This window comes from Bradyrhizobium sp. McL0615, assembly GCF_049993905.1.
In the GTDB taxonomy this organism is placed as follows: Bacteria; Pseudomonadota; Alphaproteobacteria; order Rhizobiales; family Xanthobacteraceae; genus Bradyrhizobium.
In genome coordinates, this window is the sequence record NZ_CP188254.1 from 3,180,213 (window position 1) to 3,201,703 (window position 21,491).

Annotated in this window: 24 protein-coding genes and 1 pseudogene; 13 read left to right on the forward strand and 12 right to left on the reverse strand. The window is 62.7% G+C overall.

The genetic code is table 11. From position 1 onward, the window contains the following. Positions 1 to 182 precede the first annotated feature (182 nt). Complete coding sequence (locus tag ACPPVP_RS15020; RefSeq protein ID WP_426535509.1) at positions 183 to 962, reverse strand: class II aldolase/adducin family protein; 780 nt, start codon at positions 960 to 962, stop codon at positions 183 to 185. A 113-nt stretch (positions 963 to 1,075) separates the two neighbouring features. Next, entirely contained in the window at positions 1,076 to 2,725 is a 1,650-nt protein-coding gene (locus ACPPVP_RS15025; protein WP_426535511.1) for a glycosyltransferase family 39 protein, read from the reverse strand. Positions 2,726 to 3,067: 342 nt separating this feature from the next. On the opposite strand from ACPPVP_RS15025, the gene ACPPVP_RS15030 reads away from it, so the two are divergent. Then, the gene (locus ACPPVP_RS15030; protein ID WP_426535513.1) at positions 3,068 to 3,916 is read left to right on the forward strand and encodes a DUF308 domain-containing protein; all 849 of its coding nucleotides are present in this window, start codon (positions 3,068 to 3,070) and stop codon (positions 3,914 to 3,916) included. Between the two features lie 182 nt (positions 3,917 to 4,098). Further along, positions 4,099 to 4,512, forward strand: a complete 414-nt coding sequence (locus ACPPVP_RS15035; protein WP_426535515.1) for a MucR family transcriptional regulator — start codon at positions 4,099 to 4,101, stop codon at positions 4,510 to 4,512. A 71-nt stretch (positions 4,513 to 4,583) separates the two neighbouring features. Here ACPPVP_RS15035 and ACPPVP_RS15040 read toward each other — a convergent pair whose 3' ends face one another. The 3 genes from ACPPVP_RS15040 to ACPPVP_RS15050 all read right to left on the reverse strand — a co-directional run bounded on the left by ACPPVP_RS15040 (position 4,584) and on the right by ACPPVP_RS15050 (position 5,931). Beyond that, positions 4,584 to 4,880: a hypothetical protein gene (locus ACPPVP_RS15040; protein WP_426535517.1), complete on the reverse strand. Its 297-nt coding sequence runs from the start codon at positions 4,878 to 4,880 to the stop codon at positions 4,584 to 4,586. Between the two features lie 125 nt (positions 4,881 to 5,005). Next, entirely contained in the window at positions 5,006 to 5,434 is a 429-nt protein-coding gene (locus ACPPVP_RS15045; protein WP_426535519.1) for a SufE family protein, read from the reverse strand. A gap of 83 nt (positions 5,435 to 5,517) precedes the next feature. After that, the gene (locus tag ACPPVP_RS15050) at positions 5,518 to 5,931 is read right to left on the reverse strand and encodes a DUF5330 domain-containing protein (protein ID WP_426535521.1); all 414 of its coding nucleotides are present in this window, start codon (positions 5,929 to 5,931) and stop codon (positions 5,518 to 5,520) included. A 425-nt stretch (positions 5,932 to 6,356) separates the two neighbouring features. Between ACPPVP_RS15050 and ACPPVP_RS15055 the strand changes: the two genes are divergently transcribed. From ACPPVP_RS15055 to ACPPVP_RS15065, 3 genes are read left to right on the forward strand one after another with little or no spacing between them, the layout of a single operon-like run. After that, complete coding sequence (locus ACPPVP_RS15055) at positions 6,357 to 8,165, forward strand: ATP-binding protein (protein ID WP_426535523.1); 1,809 nt, start codon at positions 6,357 to 6,359, stop codon at positions 8,163 to 8,165. After that, positions 8,158 to 8,862: a peptidoglycan-binding protein gene (locus tag ACPPVP_RS15060; protein ID WP_426535525.1), complete on the forward strand. Its 705-nt coding sequence runs from the start codon at positions 8,158 to 8,160 to the stop codon at positions 8,860 to 8,862. The genes ACPPVP_RS15055 and ACPPVP_RS15060 overlap by 8 nt, the downstream gene beginning before the upstream one ends. 33 nt (positions 8,863 to 8,895) lie before the next feature. Next, entirely contained in the window at positions 8,896 to 9,240 is a 345-nt protein-coding gene (locus ACPPVP_RS15065; protein ID WP_426535527.1) for a DUF1491 family protein, read from the forward strand. Here the strand turns inward: ACPPVP_RS15065 and ACPPVP_RS15070 are convergent. Next, positions 9,237 to 10,199 carry a DUF2336 domain-containing protein gene (locus tag ACPPVP_RS15070; protein WP_426535529.1) on the reverse strand — a complete coding sequence of 321 codons (963 nt, stop codon included), beginning with the start codon at positions 10,197 to 10,199 and terminating at the stop codon, positions 9,237 to 9,239. The genes ACPPVP_RS15065 and ACPPVP_RS15070 overlap by 4 nt on opposite strands. A 252-nt stretch (positions 10,200 to 10,451) precedes the next feature. Here ACPPVP_RS15070 and ACPPVP_RS15075 point away from each other — a divergent pair, with 252 nt between their 5' ends. Both ACPPVP_RS15075 and ACPPVP_RS15080 read left to right on the forward strand, forming a co-directional pair. After that, the gene (locus ACPPVP_RS15075) at positions 10,452 to 10,652 is read left to right on the forward strand and encodes a hypothetical protein (RefSeq protein WP_426535530.1); all 201 of its coding nucleotides are present in this window, start codon (positions 10,452 to 10,454) and stop codon (positions 10,650 to 10,652) included. Positions 10,653 to 10,667: 15 nt separating this feature from the next. Continuing rightward, positions 10,668 to 11,441 carry a hypothetical protein gene (locus tag ACPPVP_RS15080; RefSeq protein ID WP_426535532.1) on the forward strand — a complete coding sequence of 258 codons (774 nt, stop codon included), beginning with the start codon at positions 10,668 to 10,670 and terminating at the stop codon, positions 11,439 to 11,441. A 105-nt stretch (positions 11,442 to 11,546) separates the two neighbouring features. On the opposite strand, the gene ACPPVP_RS15085 is transcribed toward ACPPVP_RS15080, so the two are convergent. Continuing rightward, positions 11,547 to 12,770, reverse strand: coding sequence for an acyltransferase family protein (locus ACPPVP_RS15085; protein WP_426535534.1), 1,224 nt, complete (start codon positions 12,768 to 12,770; stop codon positions 11,547 to 11,549). Positions 12,771 to 12,981: 211 nt separating this feature from the next. Between ACPPVP_RS15085 and ACPPVP_RS15090 the strand changes: the two are divergent. The 3 genes and pseudogenes from ACPPVP_RS15090 to ACPPVP_RS15100 all read left to right on the forward strand — a co-directional run. Further along, positions 12,982 to 13,170, forward strand: a pseudogene (locus tag ACPPVP_RS15090) (hypothetical protein); the annotation flags it as partial. A gap of 158 nt (positions 13,171 to 13,328) precedes the next feature. Then, positions 13,329 to 13,817, forward strand: a complete 489-nt coding sequence (locus ACPPVP_RS15095; RefSeq protein WP_426535536.1) for a Twin-arginine translocation pathway signal — start codon at positions 13,329 to 13,331, stop codon at positions 13,815 to 13,817. Positions 13,818 to 13,852: 35 nt separating this feature from the next. Next, on the forward strand, positions 13,853 to 14,461 hold the full coding sequence (locus ACPPVP_RS15100) for a ferric reductase-like transmembrane domain-containing protein (RefSeq protein ID WP_426535538.1): 609 nt from the start codon (positions 13,853 to 13,855) through the stop codon (positions 14,459 to 14,461). A gap of 80 nt (positions 14,462 to 14,541) precedes the next feature. Here the strand turns inward: ACPPVP_RS15100 and ACPPVP_RS15105 are convergent, their stop codons facing one another. Next, positions 14,542 to 15,396 (reverse strand): LysR family transcriptional regulator, encoded by an 855-nt coding sequence (locus tag ACPPVP_RS15105; protein WP_426535540.1) that lies wholly within the window; start codon positions 15,394 to 15,396, stop codon positions 14,542 to 14,544. A gap of 93 nt (positions 15,397 to 15,489) precedes the next feature. On the opposite strand from ACPPVP_RS15105, the gene ACPPVP_RS15110 reads away from it, so the two are divergent. The 3 genes from ACPPVP_RS15110 to ACPPVP_RS15120 all read left to right on the forward strand — a co-directional run bounded on the left by ACPPVP_RS15110 (position 15,490) and on the right by ACPPVP_RS15120 (position 18,118). Continuing rightward, the gene (locus ACPPVP_RS15110; protein WP_426535542.1) at positions 15,490 to 16,323 is read left to right on the forward strand and encodes an MBL fold metallo-hydrolase; all 834 of its coding nucleotides are present in this window, start codon (positions 15,490 to 15,492) and stop codon (positions 16,321 to 16,323) included. Positions 16,324 to 16,431: 108 nt separating this feature from the next. Continuing rightward, on the forward strand, positions 16,432 to 17,277 hold the full coding sequence (locus ACPPVP_RS15115) for a dienelactone hydrolase family protein (RefSeq protein WP_426535544.1): 846 nt from the start codon (positions 16,432 to 16,434) through the stop codon (positions 17,275 to 17,277). A gap of 367 nt (positions 17,278 to 17,644) precedes the next feature. After that, positions 17,645 to 18,118, forward strand: coding sequence for a cupin domain-containing protein (locus tag ACPPVP_RS15120; RefSeq protein WP_426535546.1), 474 nt, complete (start codon positions 17,645 to 17,647; stop codon positions 18,116 to 18,118). Between the two features lie 148 nt (positions 18,119 to 18,266). Here ACPPVP_RS15120 and ACPPVP_RS15125 read toward each other — a convergent pair whose 3' ends face one another. The 4 genes from ACPPVP_RS15125 to ACPPVP_RS15140 form a co-directional block, all read right to left on the reverse strand. Next, positions 18,267 to 18,770: a DUF2846 domain-containing protein gene (locus ACPPVP_RS15125; protein ID WP_426535548.1), complete on the reverse strand. Its 504-nt coding sequence runs from the start codon at positions 18,768 to 18,770 to the stop codon at positions 18,267 to 18,269. A 218-nt stretch (positions 18,771 to 18,988) separates the two neighbouring features. Further along, positions 18,989 to 19,918 carry a DMT family transporter gene (locus tag ACPPVP_RS15130; protein WP_426535550.1) on the reverse strand — a complete coding sequence of 310 codons (930 nt, stop codon included), beginning with the start codon at positions 19,916 to 19,918 and terminating at the stop codon, positions 18,989 to 18,991. Positions 19,919 to 20,146: 228 nt separating this feature from the next. Further along, complete coding sequence (locus ACPPVP_RS15135; protein WP_426535552.1) at positions 20,147 to 20,767, reverse strand: DUF1254 domain-containing protein; 621 nt, start codon at positions 20,765 to 20,767, stop codon at positions 20,147 to 20,149. Next, entirely contained in the window at positions 20,764 to 21,342 is a 579-nt protein-coding gene (locus ACPPVP_RS15140) for a DUF1214 domain-containing protein (protein WP_426535554.1), read from the reverse strand. The genes ACPPVP_RS15135 and ACPPVP_RS15140 overlap by 4 nt, the downstream gene beginning before the upstream one ends. Between the last annotated feature and the right edge of the window lie 149 nt (positions 21,343 to 21,491).

Consider the following 21,491-nt stretch of genomic DNA (forward strand, 5'->3'; position numbering starts at 1 on the left):
TGGGCAAAGGCGCGCTTGCGCCGTGCCCACCATCTATCCGAGTTGTCGGGCTATGGTGGGCACGCTCGCTTTGGCCACCCTACGGCCTGGCGCAAATAAAAACGCCGCCCGGAATTGGGCGGCGTTTTGCTTGGGCCGTGTAGAGGTCGTTGGCGGCTATCTTACACGGAAACTCTGAAATTTCAATTCCGGTAGCTCGGATCGATGCGGTCGAGTTTGCGCAGCAACGGCGGCCACACCAGATTGGTCGAGCGCAGTTCCGCACGGTCTGCATTGCTGAACAGTTGTTCGTTCTTGTCGATCACGGCCTGCTCGACCGGGTAGGCGGTCGGTCCCAGCATGCGGGTGCGCACCTGCATCGTGCAGGCCCGCTCCAGGTGGTACATGCGCTCGAAGGCGGAAGCGACCGAGCGGCCCACCGTCAGCGTGCCGTGATTGCGCAGCAGCATGTGGTTCTTGTCGCCGAGGTCCTTCTGCAACCGAGGACGTTCGTCGTGATCCAGCGCCACGCCTTCATAGTCGTGATAGGCGAGGTCGTGGGTGACGAACTGCGCGGTCTGGTTCATCGGCAGCAGGCCCTCCCTGCAGCTCGCGACCGCGGTTCCGTCGGGCGTGTGGAGATGAAGCACGCAGCCGGCGTCCTCACGCACCTCGTGGATCGCCGAATGGATGGTGAAGCCGGCCGGATTGATGCTGTATTCGCTCTCGCTAAGCTGGTTGCCGTGCAGATCGACCTTCACCAGGCTCGACGCCGTGATTTCCTCGAACATCAGTCCGTAGGGGTTGATCAGGAAGTGATGGTCGGGACCCGGCACGCGCGCCGAGATGTGGGTGTCGACCAGGTCGTCCCAGCCATAGAGCGCTACGAGACGATAGCAGGCGGCGAGGTTGACGCGCTGGTTCCACTCGGCGTCCGTCATGTCGGACGGAATTTGCTTCAGGCGAGCTTCGGCTGGCGACATGGCGCGCTTTCTCCGGAAAATTGTTGATTTTCGAAAGCGAGCCTAGCCCTGTGCCGGACGGGCAGCAAGGCGGACATCCTGCGTAGCAGTCATGCTATCGCGGCGATGCGCCGTTACGGCGCCGGAATTGCCAGCAGGGTCGAGATGCCGCGGCCGCGGATATCATAGACGCGCGCGAACACGACATCGTCGCGCTTGATTTCCACCATGACGGGGGCGGTGAGGCCCTTGCAGTAGAACTCGCCCAGCGTCATCGCGAAATCGGCGGACTGGCTGTCCCAGCCGATCGTGAAGTCGGGGCCGAGCGCCACCTGCGCCGGGCGCTGCGGACCGCATACCGCGACCTTCCATTTACGTCCCTGCGGCGCCGATTCCTGCCGCTCGACCAGCTCTTCGCGCAGGCCATCGGACGCCTGCTTCAACGCCAGGCCCCAATAGTCCAGCATGAAGAAGTTGTCGGCGGTCCGCACCGTGCCGGCGATGTGGTTGAAATGGGTATATTCGTAAGGGTGCAGGCGGATCATCTCGCTGAGCGGCAACAGCAGGCCGAACGTGAACACCGCAAGTGCGGCGGGTTGCCAGCGGCGGTGATGGTCCTTGAGCCAGTTCATGCCCCAGGCGAACGATACGCCGGCCAGCACCGCCATCGGAGGGATGACGAAAACGAAATGCCGGATGCCGTTGTAGAGCGCCGGCCGCTTCACCATCGCGATTACCAGCGGCAGGCTGGCCGCCAGCGTCAGCATCAGGAAGATGGTCTTGCGGCGGCCCGCGACGTCCGCGCGCGACAGCGACATGAAGGTGCCGACGACGCCGGCGATCAGCAGCGCGAGCATTATTTCGGGAAGCTGCAGCGCGAACAGCGTCGGCAAATAGGACCACGGCATGTCCGGCACCGAGACCAGCGCGCCGTCGAACATTTCCTTCCAGGGCTTTTCGAAGAAGTGCGAGAAATAGGTCAGCGCCTTGAACGGATGGTCCGCTTCCATGATCGACCACGGCCACACCAGGCCCATGACCAGGTATCCGAACACGAGGCCCGGCAGCAGCACGTACAGGACATGGGCGAAGCGGCGGACCGCTTCGCGCGCGCCTTGCGTGCGAAATTCCTCGATCAACAGCGGGACGAAGCCGACCAGCGCATAGACCAGCGCCAGCCCGCCGAGAATCCGGCAGCCGATGGAGAGACCGGCGCCGAGGCCGACGATCAGGATGGTTCGCGGCGAGGGAGCGGGATATTCCTCGGCGAGGCGCACCAGACCCAGGATCAGGATCACCATCGAGACGGCAAACGGCGCGTCTTTCGGGTTCATGAACATGTGTCCGTAGAAGGTCGGGCACAGCGTCAGCAGCAGCAGCGTCGCAAGCCCGGCAAGCGGGCCGCCGACGCGCCGCGCCAGCCGCCAGGTCACGGCAAGGCCGATGACGCCAACGATGGCGCCGAGCAGGCGGCGCGTTTCAAACAGCTCGAGCGGGATGATCTTGTGCAGCAGGGCCGCCGCCATGTCGAAGCCGCCGCCATACATGTAGAGGTTGGCGAACGACAGCGCGCCGGTGTCCTTGAAGCCGGAACCGTACATTCGCAGCAGCAGGTCGGCATATTCGGCGTGGGTGTAGTCGTCCCAGCCCAATCCGTAGTCACGGAAGGTCAGACTCGCGACAATTGTGACGACAGCAAGCGCCAGCATGGCGAGGTCGTCGCAAGTCCGTTCCACCGAGCGCCGCGCGGGCGTATCGAAGGCAGAAGTCGTGATGGATGACATGGTGATTGGTAACCCAGCCCCTATGGCCCAGCCTGAATATTCTTGAGCCTCATTCCCCGGGTACCCATATAGCGCAGTTCCATTTCCAAGTAATTGGGAATTGTGGCCTAAATCCCTGATGCAATGCAACAAACGGGCATCAATTGGTAGGTGGTAAGACTACGGAAGGTGGGCTGAACGAAGTCTGAATGACAAAGCTTGCCCCGCCGTCGGAATCCTGCAACGCGACAACGCTATTGCGGAACCGTGAGTGCAATTGGCGGTTGGCGGTGCACACAATATGACGGTATCGTGGCGTGGGCGGCTTGCGAGCGTTTCGGGCGCGGCTGAGGGGTTAGTTCGATGGTGTTTGTTATGTTGGTCGCCGGAATCGGCCTTGTTTTGGTGGGCCTGCTGGCGATCGCATATGGAATTGGGGTCCAACTCAGTACCGGTAATACGCTGATCATCGCCGGCATGATCGGCGTCTGCACTGGCATGATCATGCTTGGGTTCTGGACGACGGTGCGGGAGTTGAAGAACATCGCACGGCGGCTTGACAATGGCCGGCCTGACGCGCGCGGCGAGGCTGCGGCGCGGGATTCCGGCGGTTTCCCGGACGCCGAGCAGCTCGGAGATTCCGAACCCGTCACGCCAACGTCGCCGCCGGCTTTCTCTCCAGCCCCACAGCCTCCGCCCTGGCAGAACGAAGCTGTCCTGCGCGATCATCCGATTCCGGAACCGATGCACCCCGAACCGCCACCGGCAGCTTCGAAACCGAAGCGCAATTTGCTGTTTTCATCGACGTCGCGAAAAGAGCGCGAGCGCGCCCAGGCGCGGTCCGGCGAGGCGCTGCCGCCGGACCTGTTGTCGTCGGACCTTCGTCCCAGGGCGACCGTGCCGCCGGTCGAAACTGACGAACCGCGGCCGGCGCCGTTCGAAGATCCCTGGCCGAAAGCGGAACGCGCCAAGGCCGGTGAAATTTCGCCGCCGTGGCGTGCCAGCCGCATGCCTCCGACGCTCGCAGAAGCCAATGGCGGGCCGGCGCGGTTTGAGGATCGTCCGGAGGTGACGGTGCTGAAATCGGGCATTGTCGATGGCATGGCCTATTCGCTCTATTCCGACGGTTCGATCGAGGCCGAGATGCCGGAAGGGATGATGCGTTTCGCCTCGATCGATGAACTGCGCGCGCATCTCGACCAGCGGCTCTAAAGCCGGCAATACTTGCCACTGAGCCGGCTAGCGAAAATAAAGCGCCGCCGTTCTTGTCAATTATCCGGCACCTTGTTCATATTCGCCAAGTCGTATGAGTTACCGCTGATGTATAGGCGCGGATGGATACTGTCCGGACCGTAAGGCCGACATGTGCATTAGTGATCCCAGAAGGTTGAGCCATGACCGATTCCACCGGCAAGACGCCCGTCGAACTGACCGCCAATATCGTATCGGCCTATCTCAGCAATAATCCGACCCAGGCCTCGGAAATCCCGAACCTGATCAGCCAGGTCCATGCCGCGCTGATGCGGGTTTCGAGCGGGCGGCCGGAGACGCCGCTCGAGCCCGCCAAGCCGGCCGTGTCGGTGAAGAAGTCGATGACCCCGGAATATCTGGTGTGTCTGGAGGACGGCAAGCGCTTCAAGTCGCTGAAGCGCCATCTGCGCACGCAGTACAACATGACGCCGGAGCAATACCGCGACAAATGGGGCCTGCCGCCGGATTACCCGATGGTGGCGCCGAACTACGCGGTGGCACGTTCACAACTCGCCAAGAAAATGGGCCTCGGCCAGCAGGCGCGGAAGCGGAAGTAGTTTTTCCATAGCGTCTTCGCGTAGTGTCTCAGTTTGGAATTTGGTCGTCCGAAGTCGCCCATTTCGGTAGATCACAATGCACGCACTTCCTGGCGAATGGGTTCCGATACCACCATGTTGCGAAGAAGCGCTTGCCGCATCTTGGACATGGAAAATGCACCGCACGGATAGAAGTCACCAAAAATGCTGCCATCCAGCACAGCGCTATGGCGTAGAAAAAATAGTCTGATTTGACCTCGGTTAGAGAGGCAAGCGGCAAAGAAAAGCGCTAGAACGCCGGGCATGTAGCCGAGAAACACAGCCCAAAAGATCATCCTCCGCCGCCGGAAGTCTCGCCAGGCAGCGGCATAATCAGCTTTCATATCCATCTTTGCGCGCCGTGCGCGGCCCTACAAAAAACGAGAGGTCACTGAGATTTCAAACTGAGACACGTTTCGAGCGACGTGGGTGCCGGTTCGCGTCAAGAAAACGCGTAAAACACAAACTCTGAATGTCAGGAAGCCGCGGCCAGCGCCTCGCGCGCGTCGGAGCGGATGCGTTCGACCATGGAGCGCAGGCCGTTGGAACGCTGCGGCGTCAGATGGTCGCGAAATCCGAATTCGTCGAATACAGCAAGCGCATCGGTTGAAAGGATCTGCTGCGGCGTGCGGCCGGAATAAAGCGTGAGCAGGATCGCGATCAGGCCGCGCACGATGTGGGCGTCGCTGTCGCCCAGATATTTCAGCCGCGGTGCGCCGTTGCTGCTGCGGTCGATCTGCCTGGAGAGCCAGACCTGGCTGACGCAGCCATTGACCTTGTTGGCGGGGGAATGCTCGGCCTCCGGCATCGGGTCGAGCGTGCGGCCGAGTTCGATGACGTACCGGTAGCGGTCGTCCCAATCCTCAAGCAGCTCGAAATTATCCCTGATTTCGTCGATCGTCATCGTGGCCCGCGTCCGTTTCCGTAAGGCCTTATATAGGATGCGGACCGAACGAAAGCGACGGAAATGGAACCGGTTCCGCGGTCTTATTTCGAGGCCAGCGGCGTCCGCGGCATCCGCCATTCGATCGCCATATCCTCTTCCGTCAGCGCGTCGGCGGTCGGCGCGGCCTCGACCACGGCCTCGTCGTCGATCGAGCTGGTATGGTCGGGCTTCTTGTCCGGTACGCCGGGATGGTCGGGCTTGGTGATGATCTTGTAGATCTTGCGGGCGCCGTCCTGGGCGCGCTGACCGAGCACGGTCGCGGCCTGGCCGCCGACCTCGCAGGCCGCCGGCTGACGTTTGCAGAACTGGCCCATGTCGGAGACGGCGGCGGTCGCAGCCGATACGGCTTCGGAGGCGCCGATCTGCGGCACCTTGTCCGATTCAGGCGTCTTTTCCCTCGGCAGCAGCACGAGCACCAGCCCGAGCCAGAATGCCATGCGAAGCAGAAAAAACATCTCGCGACCCCGGTCGTCTCTTATGGTTGTGTTGCGGTTAAACCGCAGCTTTGTTCCTGACTAACAGCCGTCGATAAATCGGAAGTGTTTCCATTGAGGTAAAGTCGCCGAAAATTTTCCGAAAACCGGAATGATTCGATTCGGCGTAAATTTTCGATTGATGACCACTATCGCGCGAAAACTTCGTGCCGCTCGCGCATCCACGATTTCGAAACCATAGATCGATGCGGCTCTAAACCTATCGTTCACCATCCGCGTCGAATGAGCGCCATGCGGGGCATGAAACCCCCGCGAATGTGCAGCGTTTGCCGGCTGTCCACCGCGCCTTAGCGTTCGCTTAAGTTCGCTCTGACACGGTGGCGCAACAAGGATAATGGGGGCGTTCCGGCGCGTCTGTCTGACGAACAAGCCGAAGCGCGAGAACCGTGACTGTTTTGAGTATCATCCGCGATTGTCTCGATGCGTTGCTGCATCCCTCGGCACGATATGATGCGTTGACGCGCGCGCGTCACCGCGCATTCATGGCGCCGCGACTGCTCGGCAGCCTGGTGGCGCTTGCGGCTTTTCCGATCTATCTGGCGATGCGCGGGGCGCCCACGGCGCTCGAGGTCGCGGCCTTCGCCTGGCTGATCGCACCGATTCTGTTGTCGTGGTTCCTGTCGCGCACCGGCCGCTACGAAGGCTCGCATATTCTCTCCGCGCTGGCGCTGGCCGGACTCGTCATGATGGTTGCCATAACCACCGGCGGCATCGAATCATTCGCCGCGGTCTGGCTCATCGTCGTTCCGCTGGAAGCCGCGCTGTCGGCCTCGCGCCGCGTGGTCGCGTTCGCTTCCGCGCTGGCGCTGTCATGCGTCGCTATGCTGATCGCGCTCGGACATTTTCACTTCCTGCCGGTGCCGGAATCCAACGCGGCTTTGCACGGCGTCCTGATGGGAGCTGGCGTCGCTTCCGCGACGCTCTATGCCGCAGGACTGGCGGTCAGCGCGGAATCGCTGGCGCGCACTTCCGTGGCGCTGCTCTATGTCGAGGAGGACCGTTATCGCCTGCTCGCGCGAAATATGAGCGACGTGATTTCGCGTCACAACCGCAGCGGCGCAGTGGAATTCATTTCGCCGGCAGCCGAAGCCATGCTCGGCACGCCGGGTGCGCGGCTCACCGGCCATGGCCTGTTCGACCGCGTTCATGTCGTCGATCGTCCGGCCTATCTCACGGCGCTGTCGGATGCCGCGCGCGGCAGCGAGCAACGCGTCGAATTCCGCCTCCGCCGCGACGCGGTTCGCGGCCAGAACAGTTCCGCCGATTTCATCTGGGTCGAGATGCGCTGCCGTCCGCTCGAGCAGGATTCGCCCGAGGCCGACGTCGTCGCCGTGATGCGCGACGTCACCGACCGCAAGGTCCAGGAGCAGGCCCTCGAACTGGCGCGCACCGCCGCCGAACAGGCGGATGCTTCCAAGACCCGATTCCTGGCCACCATGAGCCACGAGCTGCGCACGCCGCTGAACGCCATCATCGGATTCTCCGAGATGATCGTGCACGAAGAGGCGATGATGATCGACGCCGCGCGCCGCAAGGAATATGCGCAGCTGATCAACGATTCCGGCCAGCATCTGTTGTCGGTGGTCAACGGCATCCTAGATATCTCCAAGATGGAAACCGGCAATTTCGAAATTTCGCCGGAGCCGTTCGCGCCGCGTGCGGCGCTCTTGCACTGCTGCAATTTGCTGGCGCTGAAGGCGCGCGACAACGGCGTCGATCTGATCACCCGCGCGGCCGAGGACTTGCCCGTGATGAACGGCGATCCCCGCGCGTTCAAGCAGATCGCGCTGAACCTCGTCGCCAACGCCATCAAGTTCACCGAGCGCGGCGGCAGCGTGACGGTTTCCGCCGCAGTCGAGGGATCGCGGATGATGTTGTGTGTCACCGACACCGGAGTCGGGATCGCGGCCGAGGATATGGCGCGGATCGGCGATCCGTTCTTCCAGGCCGGCAAGACCTATCAGCGCAAGCATGAAGGCACCGGCCTCGGCCTGTCGATCGTGAAGGGGCTGGTCGGATTGCACGATGGCGAGATGAACGTGCAGAGCACGGTCGGCGAGGGCACTACGGTGACGGTTGCCTTGCCGCTTGACTTTGCACCGCTGCTGACGCCTTCAAGCAACGTCGCGACGCTGATACCGGCGCTGCGACCTGGATCAGAGGATCAAGTTCATCAGGTGAAGAAACGTGCCTAGTCGTATCGACGACGATGAGGAAATGCCGCGCCGCCGCCGCCGCGGCGCGAAAGCGGCTGCGATCGAAGTGGAACAAGAGCGCGGCCTCGTGATGCGCATGTTCCTGCACAGTCCGAAAGACGTGCTCGCGGGCCTGCTTGCTGCTGCCGCGATCTGTGCCATCCTCGCCAATGCGCTGTTCCTGCAGGCCGGCCGCCATCCTTCACCGATGTTCGGCTCGGTGGTGACACTTCCGGCACCGCAAACTGCCGTCGCAAGCCCGCTGCCGCGACCGCGCCCGGTCGAACTGGTCTCAGAGCCGCCGGAAATCAGGCCGGTCGAGGTGAGGGGCGCTGATCCCAAACACGTCGAGATCAAGAGCGCCGATCCAAGGGGTGATTCCAAAAACCCTGACCCGCTCGCCAATCTGGTGGTCAAGTCGACCGGCGCGCCCACGGCTGCGCTCGCGAATGTGGCGCGTCCGCCCGCGCCGATTCCGGCCACCGCGCAAAGCGCCGGCGCGCGCCGCGTGGCGTCCGTGCAGCGCGCGCTCACCCAATATGGCTACGGCCAGTTGAAGCCGACCGGGGCGGTCGGCGCGGACACGCAGGCCGCAATCTCGAAATTCGAGCGCGACCGCAAGCTCCCGGTGACTGGCCAGATGTCCGATCGCCTCGTGAAGGAGCTCACGGCGATGACCGGCCACCCGATCGACTAGCTTCCGCCAGGTCGCTGGCCTATCGTCGAACTCATGCGATTGAAATCAAGCATCTGGGTAGCCGCCTATCTGCGCCGCTGCCAGACCGAGGGCGTCTTCGGCGCCGTGCGCAAGCGCGGGGCCGAAGAGGCGGGGGCGGTGTTCGTCAAGGTGGCGCTGCTCGACGGCAACGCCATCCTGTATGCGCCCGCGCCGCAGACCGTCTATGACGAGAGCCGCCCGGCCGAGCGCTTGTTCGTGTCCGCTTCGCCGCAGCCGGTGCCGGAGCAATCGGTGGAAGAACGCCTCGCCAAGGAACTCCGGTTCGATCCCGACGCCTGGATCGTCGAGACCGAGGACCGGGCAGGGCGGCATTTTCTGGATCTGGCGAAGTCCTAGCGCTTCTGGCCGTCGGTGCCGGTGCGTACCGCCGGAGAGCTTCCGGGTTGCACGGCGGGTCGGCTTTGCGAGGTCGCCGCACGGACGCGATGGCGCTCGTCGTCGTAGAGCGCGGCGCGGTATTTGGCGCGGGTGACCGCCATGGTCGAGCCGCGCCACGCCGCCAGCATCACCAGCGCGGATCGTTCGCTCAAGCGGTCGTATAGTCGCGACAAGCGATAGACGTTGTGCACGGATGAGCCGAACTCGGGATTGAGGAACAGCAGCACCCGCTGGAACGCGGCGCTCGGCATGTCCAGCGCGCGCGCGGCGCAGGCCAGCGGCTCGCCACCGGGATCGTGGACCACCTGTTCGGCGATCCGCTGCGGGAGGATCAAGGCTTCGCCGATTTCGAGCGCGAAGTTTTCAGTATCCTCGGCGAATGCGGCCATCTCCAGGATATGGAGCGCGCGGGCTGCGCGGGCTGCGGGAATTCGCGCCGAGGCTTTCAGCGGTGTGTCGGCGAGATTATGCAGGATCAGCGCGCGCTCGCTGGCGCCCGCCGCGAAGAACATGTCGCTGATTTCGGCGGCATCGTTGGGCCGCATCGCCAGGGTGGACGCGATCCGCAACTGCGCTTCCGTCGGCGCCTTCACCACAGGCTCACTGGCCGGCACAGCTGCAATCGGCGCTGCGAGCGGCAGGTCCTGGCCGGGATGCGAGCGCCGCAGCCCGAGCTTGTCCATGATCTCGGCCGGGGTCGCCGGATAGATCGCGAGCCGTGCCCGCACCGCGGCACGGGTGGCGTCGTCGACCTGGTCGATCAGGCGCGATGTCAGTTCGACGAACTGCCGTTCCTCGTCGGCGGAATGGGCGTTGGTCTGGACATAGAGGTCGGTCAGCACGCGCAGCAAGGTCGGCCTGATATCGACGCCCTCGCGGCGCGAGAGCGTCATCAGCCCGTCGAATCCTGGAAACATTGGAGCTGCGGTCATGTGAGGTGTACGCGACTTCGAAAATCCTTCCCGTCAGCCTACGCACGGCAATTTAAGAGTTGGTTAAGGAAAACAGCCCGTGAAGAAATCCCATAAAATGCGAGCTTTCGGCGCGCTGCGGGACCCCCGTAACTGTACCGCCTGCACAAATTAAGATGCCGTTAACCACGTTCTGTTCTGAATAATGGCATGTCGCCGGCCGGATCGTGTTCGCGCGGCAACCAGAGAGAACGAGATATGGGCACCATCATTGAATTTCCGGCGGATGCGGCTTCGCGACGGCTGGGCTCAACCATGGATGGCGCTCCACGCGATGGCCTGGGAACCGTGCTGATCCTTCCCGTTGTCCGCATCGAACGTGCAGCCGGCGAAACCGGCGACGGGCGCGGGCCGGAAGAGGGGGCGGCGCCCGGTCGCCGTCGCCGTCGGCGCCCCTGAACGACGGACTTTGAAATGCCGGAGCTGAGCCTCCCGATCCGGACCACCGGGCTTCGGTCACTCCCGGCACTCATGCTGCTCGCGGCAAGCGCGGTGCTCGGCGGCTGCAGCGGCGGCGATTTCGGCCGCACCCGCGCCGATATGCGCAATGACGACATGCACCGCTGGCTGGGCGCCGAGGCCACGGCAAGCGTCGGCTTCAAGCCGTCGCAGTTCCAGCTCACCGAAAACGAGCGCCAGCTTCGCGATCTCGCCTATCCCCTGATCGAACCGCCGCATTCGCGGCCCGCCTGGAAGAGCGTGTTCGGCGATTACCAGCCGCTGCCCTCGCCGTGGCGGCAGAAGGTGGTGTTCGACCGCACCCTGTACGGACGCACCCTGATCGACGAGCCGCACCGCTCGCACACCTCGCGCTATCAGCAGCTGATCGAGGACGTCCGCAACGACATCACGCGGTTCGAGCCGTTCTTTGCCTCCGCCGCGCGCGTCATCGAACTCGATGGCAAGCGCAGCGCCAGCATGAAGATGGTGTCGGAACTGTCGCCGCGCGAACAGGCCGATGCGATCGCCCGCATGGAAGAGAACACGCTGATCGTGCAATGGGTGCAGCAATGCCTGGAGCGGCGCATCTCGTCGTATCGCTGGGCGCTCGAGCGGCTGGTGATCCAGACGCCCGACGCGATTGCGGCCGATGCCGACCGCCTGATCGGCGAACTCGCCGCGCAAACCGCCAATCCGCCGGTCGCCGCCCAGCCGGTGATCGGGCGGGCGGTGACGGTGAAGGGCTAGACTGCGGCGGTACTCGCAAATCTGAAAGAGCCATGGACCTGACGATGGCTCTCAGCGAGTCTGCGTTGGGCAAAGACGCGACATCATCCACTTCGGGCCTTTGCGCTACGAGCGCCGGCGGTCCGCGGGAGCTGACGAGCTTGCCGGAGATTGGCGGATTGGGAGCTGCAGATTGGCGGTCGCGGCATGAGCACGGTCCCCAATACCCAAACCGCTCTCCGGCCGGTGTCGGATCACGAAAGAATTCCTGAGCCTCAGCACGGGATATTTGAGCACGTGCCACGAGATCGCAGCGGCCGTCAGCGAAAGTGCAAACCCGGCAAAAAACAACATCCACCACAGGTCACTGGTCAAAACCTCCGGGAAATAGTGAATCAGCAATTGGAGGAAGGGCGTATGGTAGAGATACAGCCCGTATGAATAGTCACCGCCTTCAAATCCCGGAAGACGAGGCATCGGTAGCAGCCCCATCATCACGGTCAAATATCCAAGCAGCGGAAGTATGATGACGGGCGCTACGGGGCTCAGCAGGAGGTTCGGATTGCCGAACGCACTCACGAGCATCGCCACACACATCAGGCCAATCGCAATCGACTTGGAGAAAGGTACGTAGTGCCGCAGTTGATAAAGGACAATGCCGATCAAAAAGGAGGGTAAAAGTGCTGCCCCCTTGAAAAGGAATAGGTTCATCGCCAGGGTTTTAAGCAGCGATACATGATCGCCTGCCAGATGCGACGTGGCGATAGTGAGATGAACCCCGACCATCAAAACAGCGTAGGTGAGCAGTAGTGTCCATCTCGGACGCCTGATGGCTCCGGTGGTCATCAGCCCGGCGAGCATGACGTAACAACCGATTTCGAAGGGGACGGTCCATAGCGCCCCGTTCACCTCCGGCAATGGATTGTTCTCGAACACGCCCGGAAGAGAGTATTGCATCCAGCCGGTGATGTTGAGGAAGTAGGCAAAGAAAGCTGCGTCGGCGAAATACTGCCTTGCAGGCAGTGTCGTCACCAACGGACCAATGAGAAGCGCCGCGAAAACGATATCGGCGATGAGTGCCGGCAAGATGCGCGCGGCGCGGTTCAAGAGGAAGTTCTTCGTAGAGAGGCGCATGCTGCTTCCCGCTACGAGAAATCCGCTCAAAGCAAAAAACATCGGCACCAGCATGTATTCGGTAAACCAGAAGACAGAAGCCCTTGCCATCTCGACATGCCCGCTCAACTTGGCGGCGTGCCAGCCGATAATGCTCGTTGCCAAAAATATGCGCAGGAAATCGAAGCCTTGAGCAAATCCCTTTTGCTCGTCCAAGGCGGAGCCTAAGGTTTGCATTCAGTACATTCCCGGGCGCAACGGCCGCCCTGTGGTGGGAGCCCTGCGATACAATCTCAACGCGAATGTGGACGAAAAGGTATTAAACCTCCATTAAATCCTAAGATATGTATGATCGTAGTATACACTTATAGATTGTATTCAAAGCGCAGATGATTGAAGGCGACACTGTGATGGTCTTCAACAGCGGGGAACACGCTGATCGTGCTAATGGGTTCGGCAATGCCTGGAGCGGCGCGATATCATCGTATCGCTGGGCCTGGAGCGGCTGGTGATTCAGGCACCCGACGGAATCGCGGCCGATGCCGACCGCCTGATCGGCGAACTCGCCGCGCAAACCGCCAATCCGCCGGTCGCCGCCCAGCCGGTGATCGGGCGGGCAGTGACGGTGAACGGCTAAATGGGCACATGCCCCACGAACGACGCTGGTCGAGTGGCCGGCACACCGTTCACAACACTTTTATTGCGACGATCGTGCTCTGCGCCTCCCGTAACTGGGCGTCTGACGCGCGTTGTTGTAACCTCGCCTGCAACTGCACGGACCCAGGAGGACTTCACATGACCACCCTCGTGCTCAACCGCCGCCACCTCCTTATCGCTGGCAGCTCCGTCCTGGCATCTGGCGTTTCCGGGTTTCTGTTGCCCGCCCGCGCCGAAGGTCTCGCGCCGACCGATTCGATGTCGGGCGGGGCCAACAACTACCGCAAGGGCGCGCCGGTGGTGGATCGGATCGGCAAGGGTGGTTTCTGGATGAGCGGCACCGTGCGCCGCGCCGGCGACGGTGCTCCGCTGGCCGGGCAGCGCATCCAGATCTGGGCGCACACCACCGAAGGGCAGGAGCACGAGCCGCAGAGTCATGGCGCCACGCTCACCGACAAGGACGGCAAGTTCCGCCTCGAGATGCCGCAGATCATTCCGATCTTCGGCCAGCCGCATGGTCACCTCGCCTATGACAGCGGTGAATTCAAAACCGTCTTTCTGCGTCCCGTGATGCGCAGCGCAAAGGAAATCAGCCTGGAGGCGCACTTCGTCCTGCAGTCGGTCTGATCGCGTTGCAAACGAAGGGATGGAGATCGGCCCGGGTGGCCCTGATCTGGGTCGCCCTCGCAACAGCCATTGGCGTGCCGCTCGCCGCCGCGGCGATGAGCCCGCAGCTCGCATGGCGCAATGCGATCTACATCCTGGCCGGATTCGCGGGGATTCTCGGGCTAGGCTTTATGCTCGTTCAGCCGCTTTTGATCGGCGGTTACTTGCCGGGGCTGTCGGGCCGTCTTGGGCGGCGTGTGCATCACTGGATCGGAGGCGCGCTGGTCGTCGCGGTCGTGATCCACGTCGGCGGACTTTGGATCACCAGTCCGCCGGACATGATTGACGCGCTTCTCTTCACATCGCCGACGCCGTTCTCCCCCTTTGGCGTGATCGCCATGTGGGCCATCTTCGCCGTCGCGCTGTTGGCTGCGTTCCGCCGGCGGCTGCGACTGCGAACGTGGCGCATCGCCCATACGCTGCTCGCAATCGTCATCGTCATTGGGAGCGCGGCCCACGCCATCCTCATCGAGGGCACGATGGAGACGGTCTCGAAGGCGGCGCTTTGCGTGCTGGTTCTTGCGGCGGCGATAAAAGTAATCGCTGGCCTGCGGGTGTGGAGAAAGCGCGCGACGTCGCGCGGAGAGAGCGTTGTGCGGCAGTAGGTGAGCGCGATTGATAGCGATAGGGATCTTCAACGCATATCTGCTTTTGCCTCAGACATCGCTCGTCGCGTGTACACGCCCTAGCGCTTGACCTTCGATTTGGTGCGGCCCGCTTTGGGCCGTTGCCGCTGCAGTTTTGCGATAAAGTTCTGCAGCGCCTCCGACGGCGGCCGTGCCGAGCTGTAAGCGAGCCCCACTTCGCGCTTCACGTCGACATCGATCTCGCGCACGGCGACATCGGAATGGGCGCGCGCCACGCCTTCGGGAACGATGGCAATCCCGACGCCGGCGGCCACCAGCGCCATCGCCCAGTCTTCGGATTCGGCAATCGCTGCGGGCTGGCGTGACGCCGAGGCGGCGCGGCCGAAGAATTCGCTCTGCTCGCAATGACAGCGGTCGATCATGGCGACGCCGGCGAGGTCTGTGGTGCGCAGCCGTTCCTTCAGCGTCAGCGGATGCGACGGCGGCAGGGCTGCGACGTAGCGCTCGACCCAGAGCGGAACAAAATGCTCGTCGGACCGCAGCAGATTCCTGGAAACGATCCGCGCATCCGAAGGCTCATCGACGCCGACGAGGCGGAGTGCGATGTCGGAAGTGCCGGTCAGCGGCTTCAGCAGCGCGATGGTTCGCGGCCGGTCGAGCGTGCGCATCAGTCCGAGCGTCAGCGCGTTCCGCGTCGCAGGTTTCCGAAACAGGTTTTTCGCGGCATCCGCCTCGTCGATGATGCGGCGGGCCACGGCGTGGAATTGTTCGGCGGCTTCCGTTGGCGCCATGCCCTTCTTGTGCCGGATGAACAGCGTCGCGCCGAGTTCGGCCTCCAGATTGGTGATCGCCGCCGAGATCGAGGGCTGCGAGATGAAGCAGCGCTTGGCGGCCGCCGTCAGGTTGCGCTCCCTGAACACGGCCGCGAAATAGCGGAGTTCGCGGATATCCATAGTCTGATCCTATTGAAGATATCAGGTATCAATATTTTACCTATGGTGAGTGGAATGGCAAGCACAGCGTCTGACCTCGAAGGAGACCTCGTCATGCGTGTCCATCATCTCAACACCGGCACCATGTGCCCGATCGGCCGGCGCCTGGTGAACGGCACCGGCAGCATTTTTCAGCGCGCCCGCATGGTCTGTCATTGTCTGCTGATCGAGACCCATGACGGGCTGGCGCTGGTCGATACCGGCATCGGCCTCGACGACATCGCCGACCCGCCGCGGCTCGGACCGAAGTGGGTCCGCCAGACGACGCCGCGGCTCGATCCGGCCGAGAGCGCCGTGCGGCAGGTCGAGGCGCTCGGCTATTCCATCGGCGATGTGAGGCATCTGTTGCTGACGCACCTCGATCGCGATCATGCCGGCGGCATTCCGGATTTCCCGAACGCGAAGGTGCACGTCCATCGCCGCGAGCACGACATGGCGGTGACGCGCCGGCCGCCGGCGCCGAAGGGCCGCTACATCACCGATCAGTGGAAGCACGGTCCGCAATGGACGTTCTACGGGGAGGGCGGCGAAGACTGGTTCGGCTTCAAGGGCGTGCGCGCGCTTGATGATCGCGAGCCTGACATCCTGATGATCCCGCTGCCGGGCCATACGCTCGGCCATTGCGGCATCGCCGTGCGGAGCGGCGACAAATGGCTGCTGCACGCGGGCGATGCCTATTTCTTCCACGGCCAAATACAGGCTTCGCCGAAAATGCCGCTGGTCCTTGGAATGTTTCAGCGCCGCGCCGACATGGATCGCGCCAGGCGCATCGAAAACCAGGAACGGCTGCGGGTGTTGAAGGCCACGCACGGGGCGGCCGTGACGATCTTCAACAGTCATGATCCGGTCGATTACGAGAATTGCCGTTGTGGCCGCCACGATGGCTAGGCCGACACTGCGCGGCCGTCGCGTTCAGGCTGGAAACGCATTAGAAGTACCACAGTGGAGCGCTCACCCGCGCGACGACTTCGGACGAAACATTCGAGGGAGACGCCATTGCCTGGAACGGTCACTTTCCAAGCCGCGGGTGTGCTGATGCTTTGCTGTGCCGTACGTGCGCTGACGGCTGATGCGTGGGCCACACCGCTGGAGCGTGTCGAGTTTGAAAGCGCCTCCCAGCGGCTCGTTTCGGGCACGCTCATTTCGGGCGAGCCCATTCAGGGCTATCTGGCCAGGCCCGATGGCGCAGGTCCTTTTCCCGCCGTCGTCGGATTGCACGGCTGTGCCGGGATGCATGACACGACAAAGCAACGGCTGGCCGATGAACTTGTCGCCCGAGGCTATGTCGTCCTGCTCGTCGACAGCTACGCAACGCGTCGTGGCGTGGATTACGCCTGCACGTCGAGCGCGTTTGCCACCTTCGTCAGGCGCAGGCCGGATGCCTACGGGGCTCTCGCCTTCCTAGGCAGCCAAACCTTCGTCGATCCACATCGTGTGGCTGTGGTCGGCTTCTCGGCAGGCGCCAGGGTTGCCCTCTCGGTGGCGGAGCCAAATTCGTTCGAACAGTTCGTCCCTTCAGACACTTTACGCTTCCGGGCGGCGGCTGCGTTCTATCCACCATGCAAGCAGGCAATGGCCCGCCCGGGAATCCCCACGCTCATCTTCATCGGCGCCCTCGACGATTGGACCCCGGCGGAGGACTGCGCCAGCAAAATCGCCAACTGGGGCAACGACGGGCCGCCCATCGAGCTGGTTGTCTATCCCGGCGCGTACCATGGATTCTATTACCGGCATCTCCAGCCCGGCACGACCATGTTTGATCACTGGCTGGAGTACAACGGCGAGGCAGCGGACGATGCAAGTCATCGCCTGCACCGGTTTCTCGATCGGCACCTCAACTAAGGGCATGCCGATAGCGGCGGCAGAAATTGACTTTCTTTTGTGATCATGAGGACCTTGCAGGGATGACCGAGCCTAGGCCGTAATCAGCGCTTGCCCTTCAGCGCCGGGCAGGGGCCGGCGCGGGCGCGGCAGGTTCGCGCTGCTTGGCCGATGGCGGCTCGGATCCGCGGCATGCAGTTCATACGCGTCTGGTCAGACGCAACGCTTCCGATCAGGTCCCCGGTCGGACTGACCCATAGCGGCTCGCTCAGGTTGTCCACAGGATAAGGCGGCCATATTTTGGCTTTGGTATAGCTTAGCCTCCCGCACACGCGGACCTGAGACCGTGCCCTTCGGCTCCAACCGCCGACCAGGAAGGATCGAGACATTGACGCACGCGATTTCTACAAAGCTGACACCTTCATTGATTGGGCTTGCGACCGCGGCATTTCTATTGCTGGGGGGATCGACGCTGGCTTTTGCTCAGGATGCGGTTGTCGCAACGCTCCCTCAGGACATTCATTTCGAGGGACCCGTCGGAGCAGTGGGGCTCGCTACCCTATATGGCGACCCGAAAAAAGCGGGAGTATTTTCGGAACGGGTGCGAATCCCAGCTGGCTTTAAAATCATGCCGCATTGGCATGGTGAGACACGAATGGCCATTGTTCTGTCTGGCACCTTTTATTACGCGAACGGTGATCAGTGGGATGAAAGTAAATTCAAGGCATATCCACCCGGCTCATTCTTGATTGAACCAGCGAAAATTTCCCATTACGCGATGGCAAAGGACGGCGAGGTGATCCTTCAAGCGACCAGTATCGGTCCGAGCAGCACCGTCAGGATTGAACAAGCAAAGAAGTAGGTTAGCGGTGGCGCGCGCCTCGGCCCGAATGTTCGCTACTCGCCTTATTGCGTTGCCGCTCGAGCCTGGGCGCTATAGGAGCAAGCGGGCGTAATCACCAATCAAATGAAGCCGCCCGATTTACCCTAGTTCGTCCCGCGCAAGGGATCTATTTGGGGCCGACGTACCTGAGGCGGCTGATGTCGGATTGTCCCTGCTCGGGGAATTCGAGCGTCGGCGTGACATGGCCGACGAGTATGCCGGGTGTCACGGCTGTCTTGATGTACTTCGTCTCGCCCGCCGCCAATCGGAACGTCACCGCATTTTCGATCTCGGTTGCGGTTGTCACGGCGTATTGCCCCGGCGGGCGGTCGACGTAAGAGAAGCCGCCGGGCACCGATCTGCCGACGACCTCATTGTTCATCCGGATTTCGGGCTGAACAGCTACACCCACCAAATCGCCCGGCCGCGTGAAGTAGACCCGGCCGTAACCCGGCTTCAAGGCCGGGATCTGCAAGGGTGGTTCATCCAGGCCGCGCGGACTCGCGCAACTCGCCAGCAAAAATCCCACAAGCAATAGGGGCAGCGCCCCGCTTTTCAACCCCATATGCCCCGTCTCAAGTTTGGAAAACGCCCTGTCCCAAATCGACGACGAACAACGAACGGCCGGCAATGGCTCCGCTGTTTCCTCGCCCCCACGGGTATTATTAGGCACACGCGTTGAGGTTGCGCAACATTTTTTCTTTCCGCGCCAACGCTGTTCGGCGCGTGCCCGGTCGACCTACATCGTAAGCGTGGGGCACGTCCGATAAGGGCCATGGGGCGTATTAGTTGAACACTGTGACGAACGCACATGGCCATAATTGCCAAGCGGCTTCCGTCCAAAACAGATCAATCCCGGACTCTCTGAGAGCGGCTGATGAGCATCAATCCCGTAACGACCAGGGCTATCGCGACGGCGTGATACCAGCCGAGCCTTTCGCCGATCAATGCCATGGCCTGGATGGCGGCGAAGGCGGGGGTAAGTGTGAGCGACGCGGAGGTCAGCACCGGGCCATTGAGGGTGAGCGAGATGTTGTAGCCGAGGTAAGCGCCGATGCCCGTCGCGAGAACAACCACGGCCATCCAGGGAAGCGTCCGCTCATCGATAACGGGCAAACCCGTTGAGACAATCTCGCTCGCCGCGAAGGGTAGCACTGCAATGCTCGCGCCAACGCTCATGACGACGAACTGCGGCATCGGCGTGAGGCGCGTCGGCACGCGGCGCATGGCCACTGTGTATCCCACGAACACAAGCATGCCCGCGGTCGCCCACAGGTCTCCGGGACTAAAACGTAGAGATGCGATTGCGTCGGGATGGCCCTTGGTGAGGATCAAAACTGCGCCAAGGAGGCAAGCGGAAATGCCGACGAGCAGTTGCGCGCTCGCGGCTTGGCGTCCAGCGACGATCTCCCAAACCGCGATGAATGCGGAGGCGCAGCCATAGATGAGGCCGATGTTAGTGGCCTCTGTTGTCCGCGAGGCGATGTAGGCGGCAACGGAGCAAAACCCCATGCCGAGCGCAGCGAGGATCGCCAGCTGCAGCAGCTGGGAGAGAGGGGCCTGCCAGCGCTCGTAGCCGGGGCGCATCAGGGCGAACGTCCCGATCACGAGACCCGACAGCGACCAGCGCACGAACGTTAGGGTGGCCGGTCCGAAAGCGTCTATCAGCGCGCGGCCGGCAACCGGATTGAAGGCGAAGCAGGCGGGGACGAATGCAAGCAGCAAAAGTTTCATCGGCTGGGCTCGGTAGGTGCCCGATTTGTGCCCCTGCATGTTCATGAGGAGTTCGCCAACGCATTGCCCACCGTCATGGTATTCATTCCTGCGCAGGATCATCCTGCGCAACGGTGAACAATAGCCGAAACAATTCACAACTCGCTAGGTCCGGAAAGACCTAGTCAACTAATGTTCGATGAGGGTCAAAAGCAGACTTAAGCCACCAGTGCCGCGCATTTCCGCTTCGAGTCAAAAGGAGAAGCTCTGTCGCCGGCGCGACGACGGGCAATCTTAGCGCTTGCCCTTCGGCGCGGGGGCAGGGGCCGGCGCGGGTGCGGCCGGTTCAGGTTGCTTGGCCGGCGGAGGCTCGGTCTGCACGGTGCAACGCGATGCCGCGAGCGAGGCCTGCGCCTGCGGCATCAAGCCTGGCTCCGGCGCCAGGGCCTTCAGCACGATCAGGCCGGTTGCGGTGGGGGAATCGATGATCAGCCGGTCGGCGGCGGTGACTTCCTCATCCTCCGGCAATGCGGAATGCTGGTCTTCCGTCATCAGGTCGAGTTCGATCACCTTGCGGCCGGCCGAGCGGTCGTTGATGGCGTAATAGGCGACTTCGTTGCGTGTGTAGAACGAGACCGAGGTGTAGGCCTGGCTGACCGGCACCGTCAGCTTGATCGGGCCGCCGGCGAGGTCGTAGCGGCAGATCGCCACCGCAAAGGCCGGGTCCATGAACGGCATCGGCGAGTTGTTGGGCTCGGCGAGCGGCAGCGCCGTGACGGCATTCTCCTTGGTCATCGGCGTCAGCCGCGAATAGGCGTCCTGGGTGGCGATGCGCGGCAGCGCCAGCACGCTGACGAGATGCACCACGCCGCCCAGCAGCACGCCCGCGATGAGGGTGAATACCAGCCGGATCATGGGCAGTTCACCGTGGAGATGGAGGGCATCGGCGCGTCGCGCTGCGTCCGCGTCGCCACGCCAACCGGCGTATCGTAGAGCCGCAGCATCAGCGCGTAACGCTCGATGCCGCCGGTCGGCAGCCAGTTGCCGGCCCGCGACCGCGCCGCCACGCGGATCTCGAACGCACCGTCGGAGCCGCGAACGATTTCCTGGCTGGTGAAGCCATAGCGCTGCAGCGAATTGGCGACGAGATGCCCCTTGCGGTCGAACAGGGTCAGCGTCCAGAACCGCGCCGCCGGCGTTACCCCGCTGACGACCACGTCGCAGCGCCCGTCGAGCGGCTTGTTCTTGTCATCCGCCGTGGCCGAGAAGGCGATGCCGTCGCCGGTGCCGATCGGCAATTCGCCGCTGCGGGCGATCGAGGCGCGCGAATAGGGGTCGATGTCGGAACTGCCGCTCTTGGGTCGCGCGGTCCAGGCGCCGATCGTCAGCGTGCCGAGCTCGGTGCCGCGTGTCGACGTCAGGTAGGTCGAACCAAGGCCGACGGCCGTGGCGAGCGCCAACGCCAGCAAGGTGATGAAGATCAGCCGCACAGGCAAGGACTCCGAAATCGGCTCCGAAATCTCACGGCATCAGATTCCGATTGAACCGGTTTCATCCGAAACCTGAAGCGCTTCTTCATGTGTGAGCGCGCCGGCGCAGACGCTTCGCATCTGTTCCGAGGAAAGCAGGTTAACATTCT

Excerpts from the sequence above, each read along its gene's own strand:
- ACPPVP_RS15020 (WP_426535509.1), bottom strand. The coding sequence starts at position 962 with ATGTCGCCAGCCGAAGCTCGCCTGAAGCAAATTCCGTCCGACATGACG.
- ACPPVP_RS15025 (WP_426535511.1), bottom strand. The coding sequence starts at position 2,725 with ATGTCATCCATCACGACTTCTGCCTTCGATACGCCCGCGCGGCGCTCG.
- ACPPVP_RS15030 (WP_426535513.1), top strand. The coding sequence starts at position 3,068 with ATGGTGTTTGTTATGTTGGTCGCCGGAATCGGCCTTGTTTTGGTGGGC.
- ACPPVP_RS15035 (WP_426535515.1), top strand. The coding sequence starts at position 4,099 with ATGACCGATTCCACCGGCAAGACGCCCGTCGAACTGACCGCCAATATC.
- ACPPVP_RS15040 (WP_426535517.1), bottom strand. The coding sequence starts at position 4,880 with ATGGATATGAAAGCTGATTATGCCGCTGCCTGGCGAGACTTCCGGCGG.
- ACPPVP_RS15045 (WP_426535519.1), bottom strand. The coding sequence starts at position 5,434 with ATGACGATCGACGAAATCAGGGATAATTTCGAGCTGCTTGAGGATTGG.
- ACPPVP_RS15050 (WP_426535521.1), bottom strand. The coding sequence starts at position 5,931 with ATGTTTTTTCTGCTTCGCATGGCATTCTGGCTCGGGCTGGTGCTCGTG.
- ACPPVP_RS15065 (WP_426535527.1), top strand. The coding sequence starts at position 8,896 with ATGCGATTGAAATCAAGCATCTGGGTAGCCGCCTATCTGCGCCGCTGC.
- ACPPVP_RS15070 (WP_426535529.1), bottom strand. The coding sequence starts at position 10,199 with ATGTTTCCAGGATTCGACGGGCTGATGACGCTCTCGCGCCGCGAGGGC.
- ACPPVP_RS15075 (WP_426535530.1), top strand. The coding sequence starts at position 10,452 with ATGGGCACCATCATTGAATTTCCGGCGGATGCGGCTTCGCGACGGCTG.
- ACPPVP_RS15080 (WP_426535532.1), top strand. The coding sequence starts at position 10,668 with ATGCCGGAGCTGAGCCTCCCGATCCGGACCACCGGGCTTCGGTCACTC.
- ACPPVP_RS15085 (WP_426535534.1), bottom strand. The coding sequence starts at position 12,770 with ATGCAAACCTTAGGCTCCGCCTTGGACGAGCAAAAGGGATTTGCTCAA.
- ACPPVP_RS15095 (WP_426535536.1), top strand. The coding sequence starts at position 13,329 with ATGACCACCCTCGTGCTCAACCGCCGCCACCTCCTTATCGCTGGCAGC.
- ACPPVP_RS15105 (WP_426535540.1), bottom strand. The coding sequence starts at position 15,396 with ATGGATATCCGCGAACTCCGCTATTTCGCGGCCGTGTTCAGGGAGCGC.
- ACPPVP_RS15110 (WP_426535542.1), top strand. The coding sequence starts at position 15,490 with ATGCGTGTCCATCATCTCAACACCGGCACCATGTGCCCGATCGGCCGG.
- ACPPVP_RS15130 (WP_426535550.1), bottom strand. The coding sequence starts at position 19,918 with ATGAACATGCAGGGGCACAAATCGGGCACCTACCGAGCCCAGCCGATG.
- ACPPVP_RS15135 (WP_426535552.1), bottom strand. The coding sequence starts at position 20,767 with ATGATCCGGCTGGTATTCACCCTCATCGCGGGCGTGCTGCTGGGCGGC.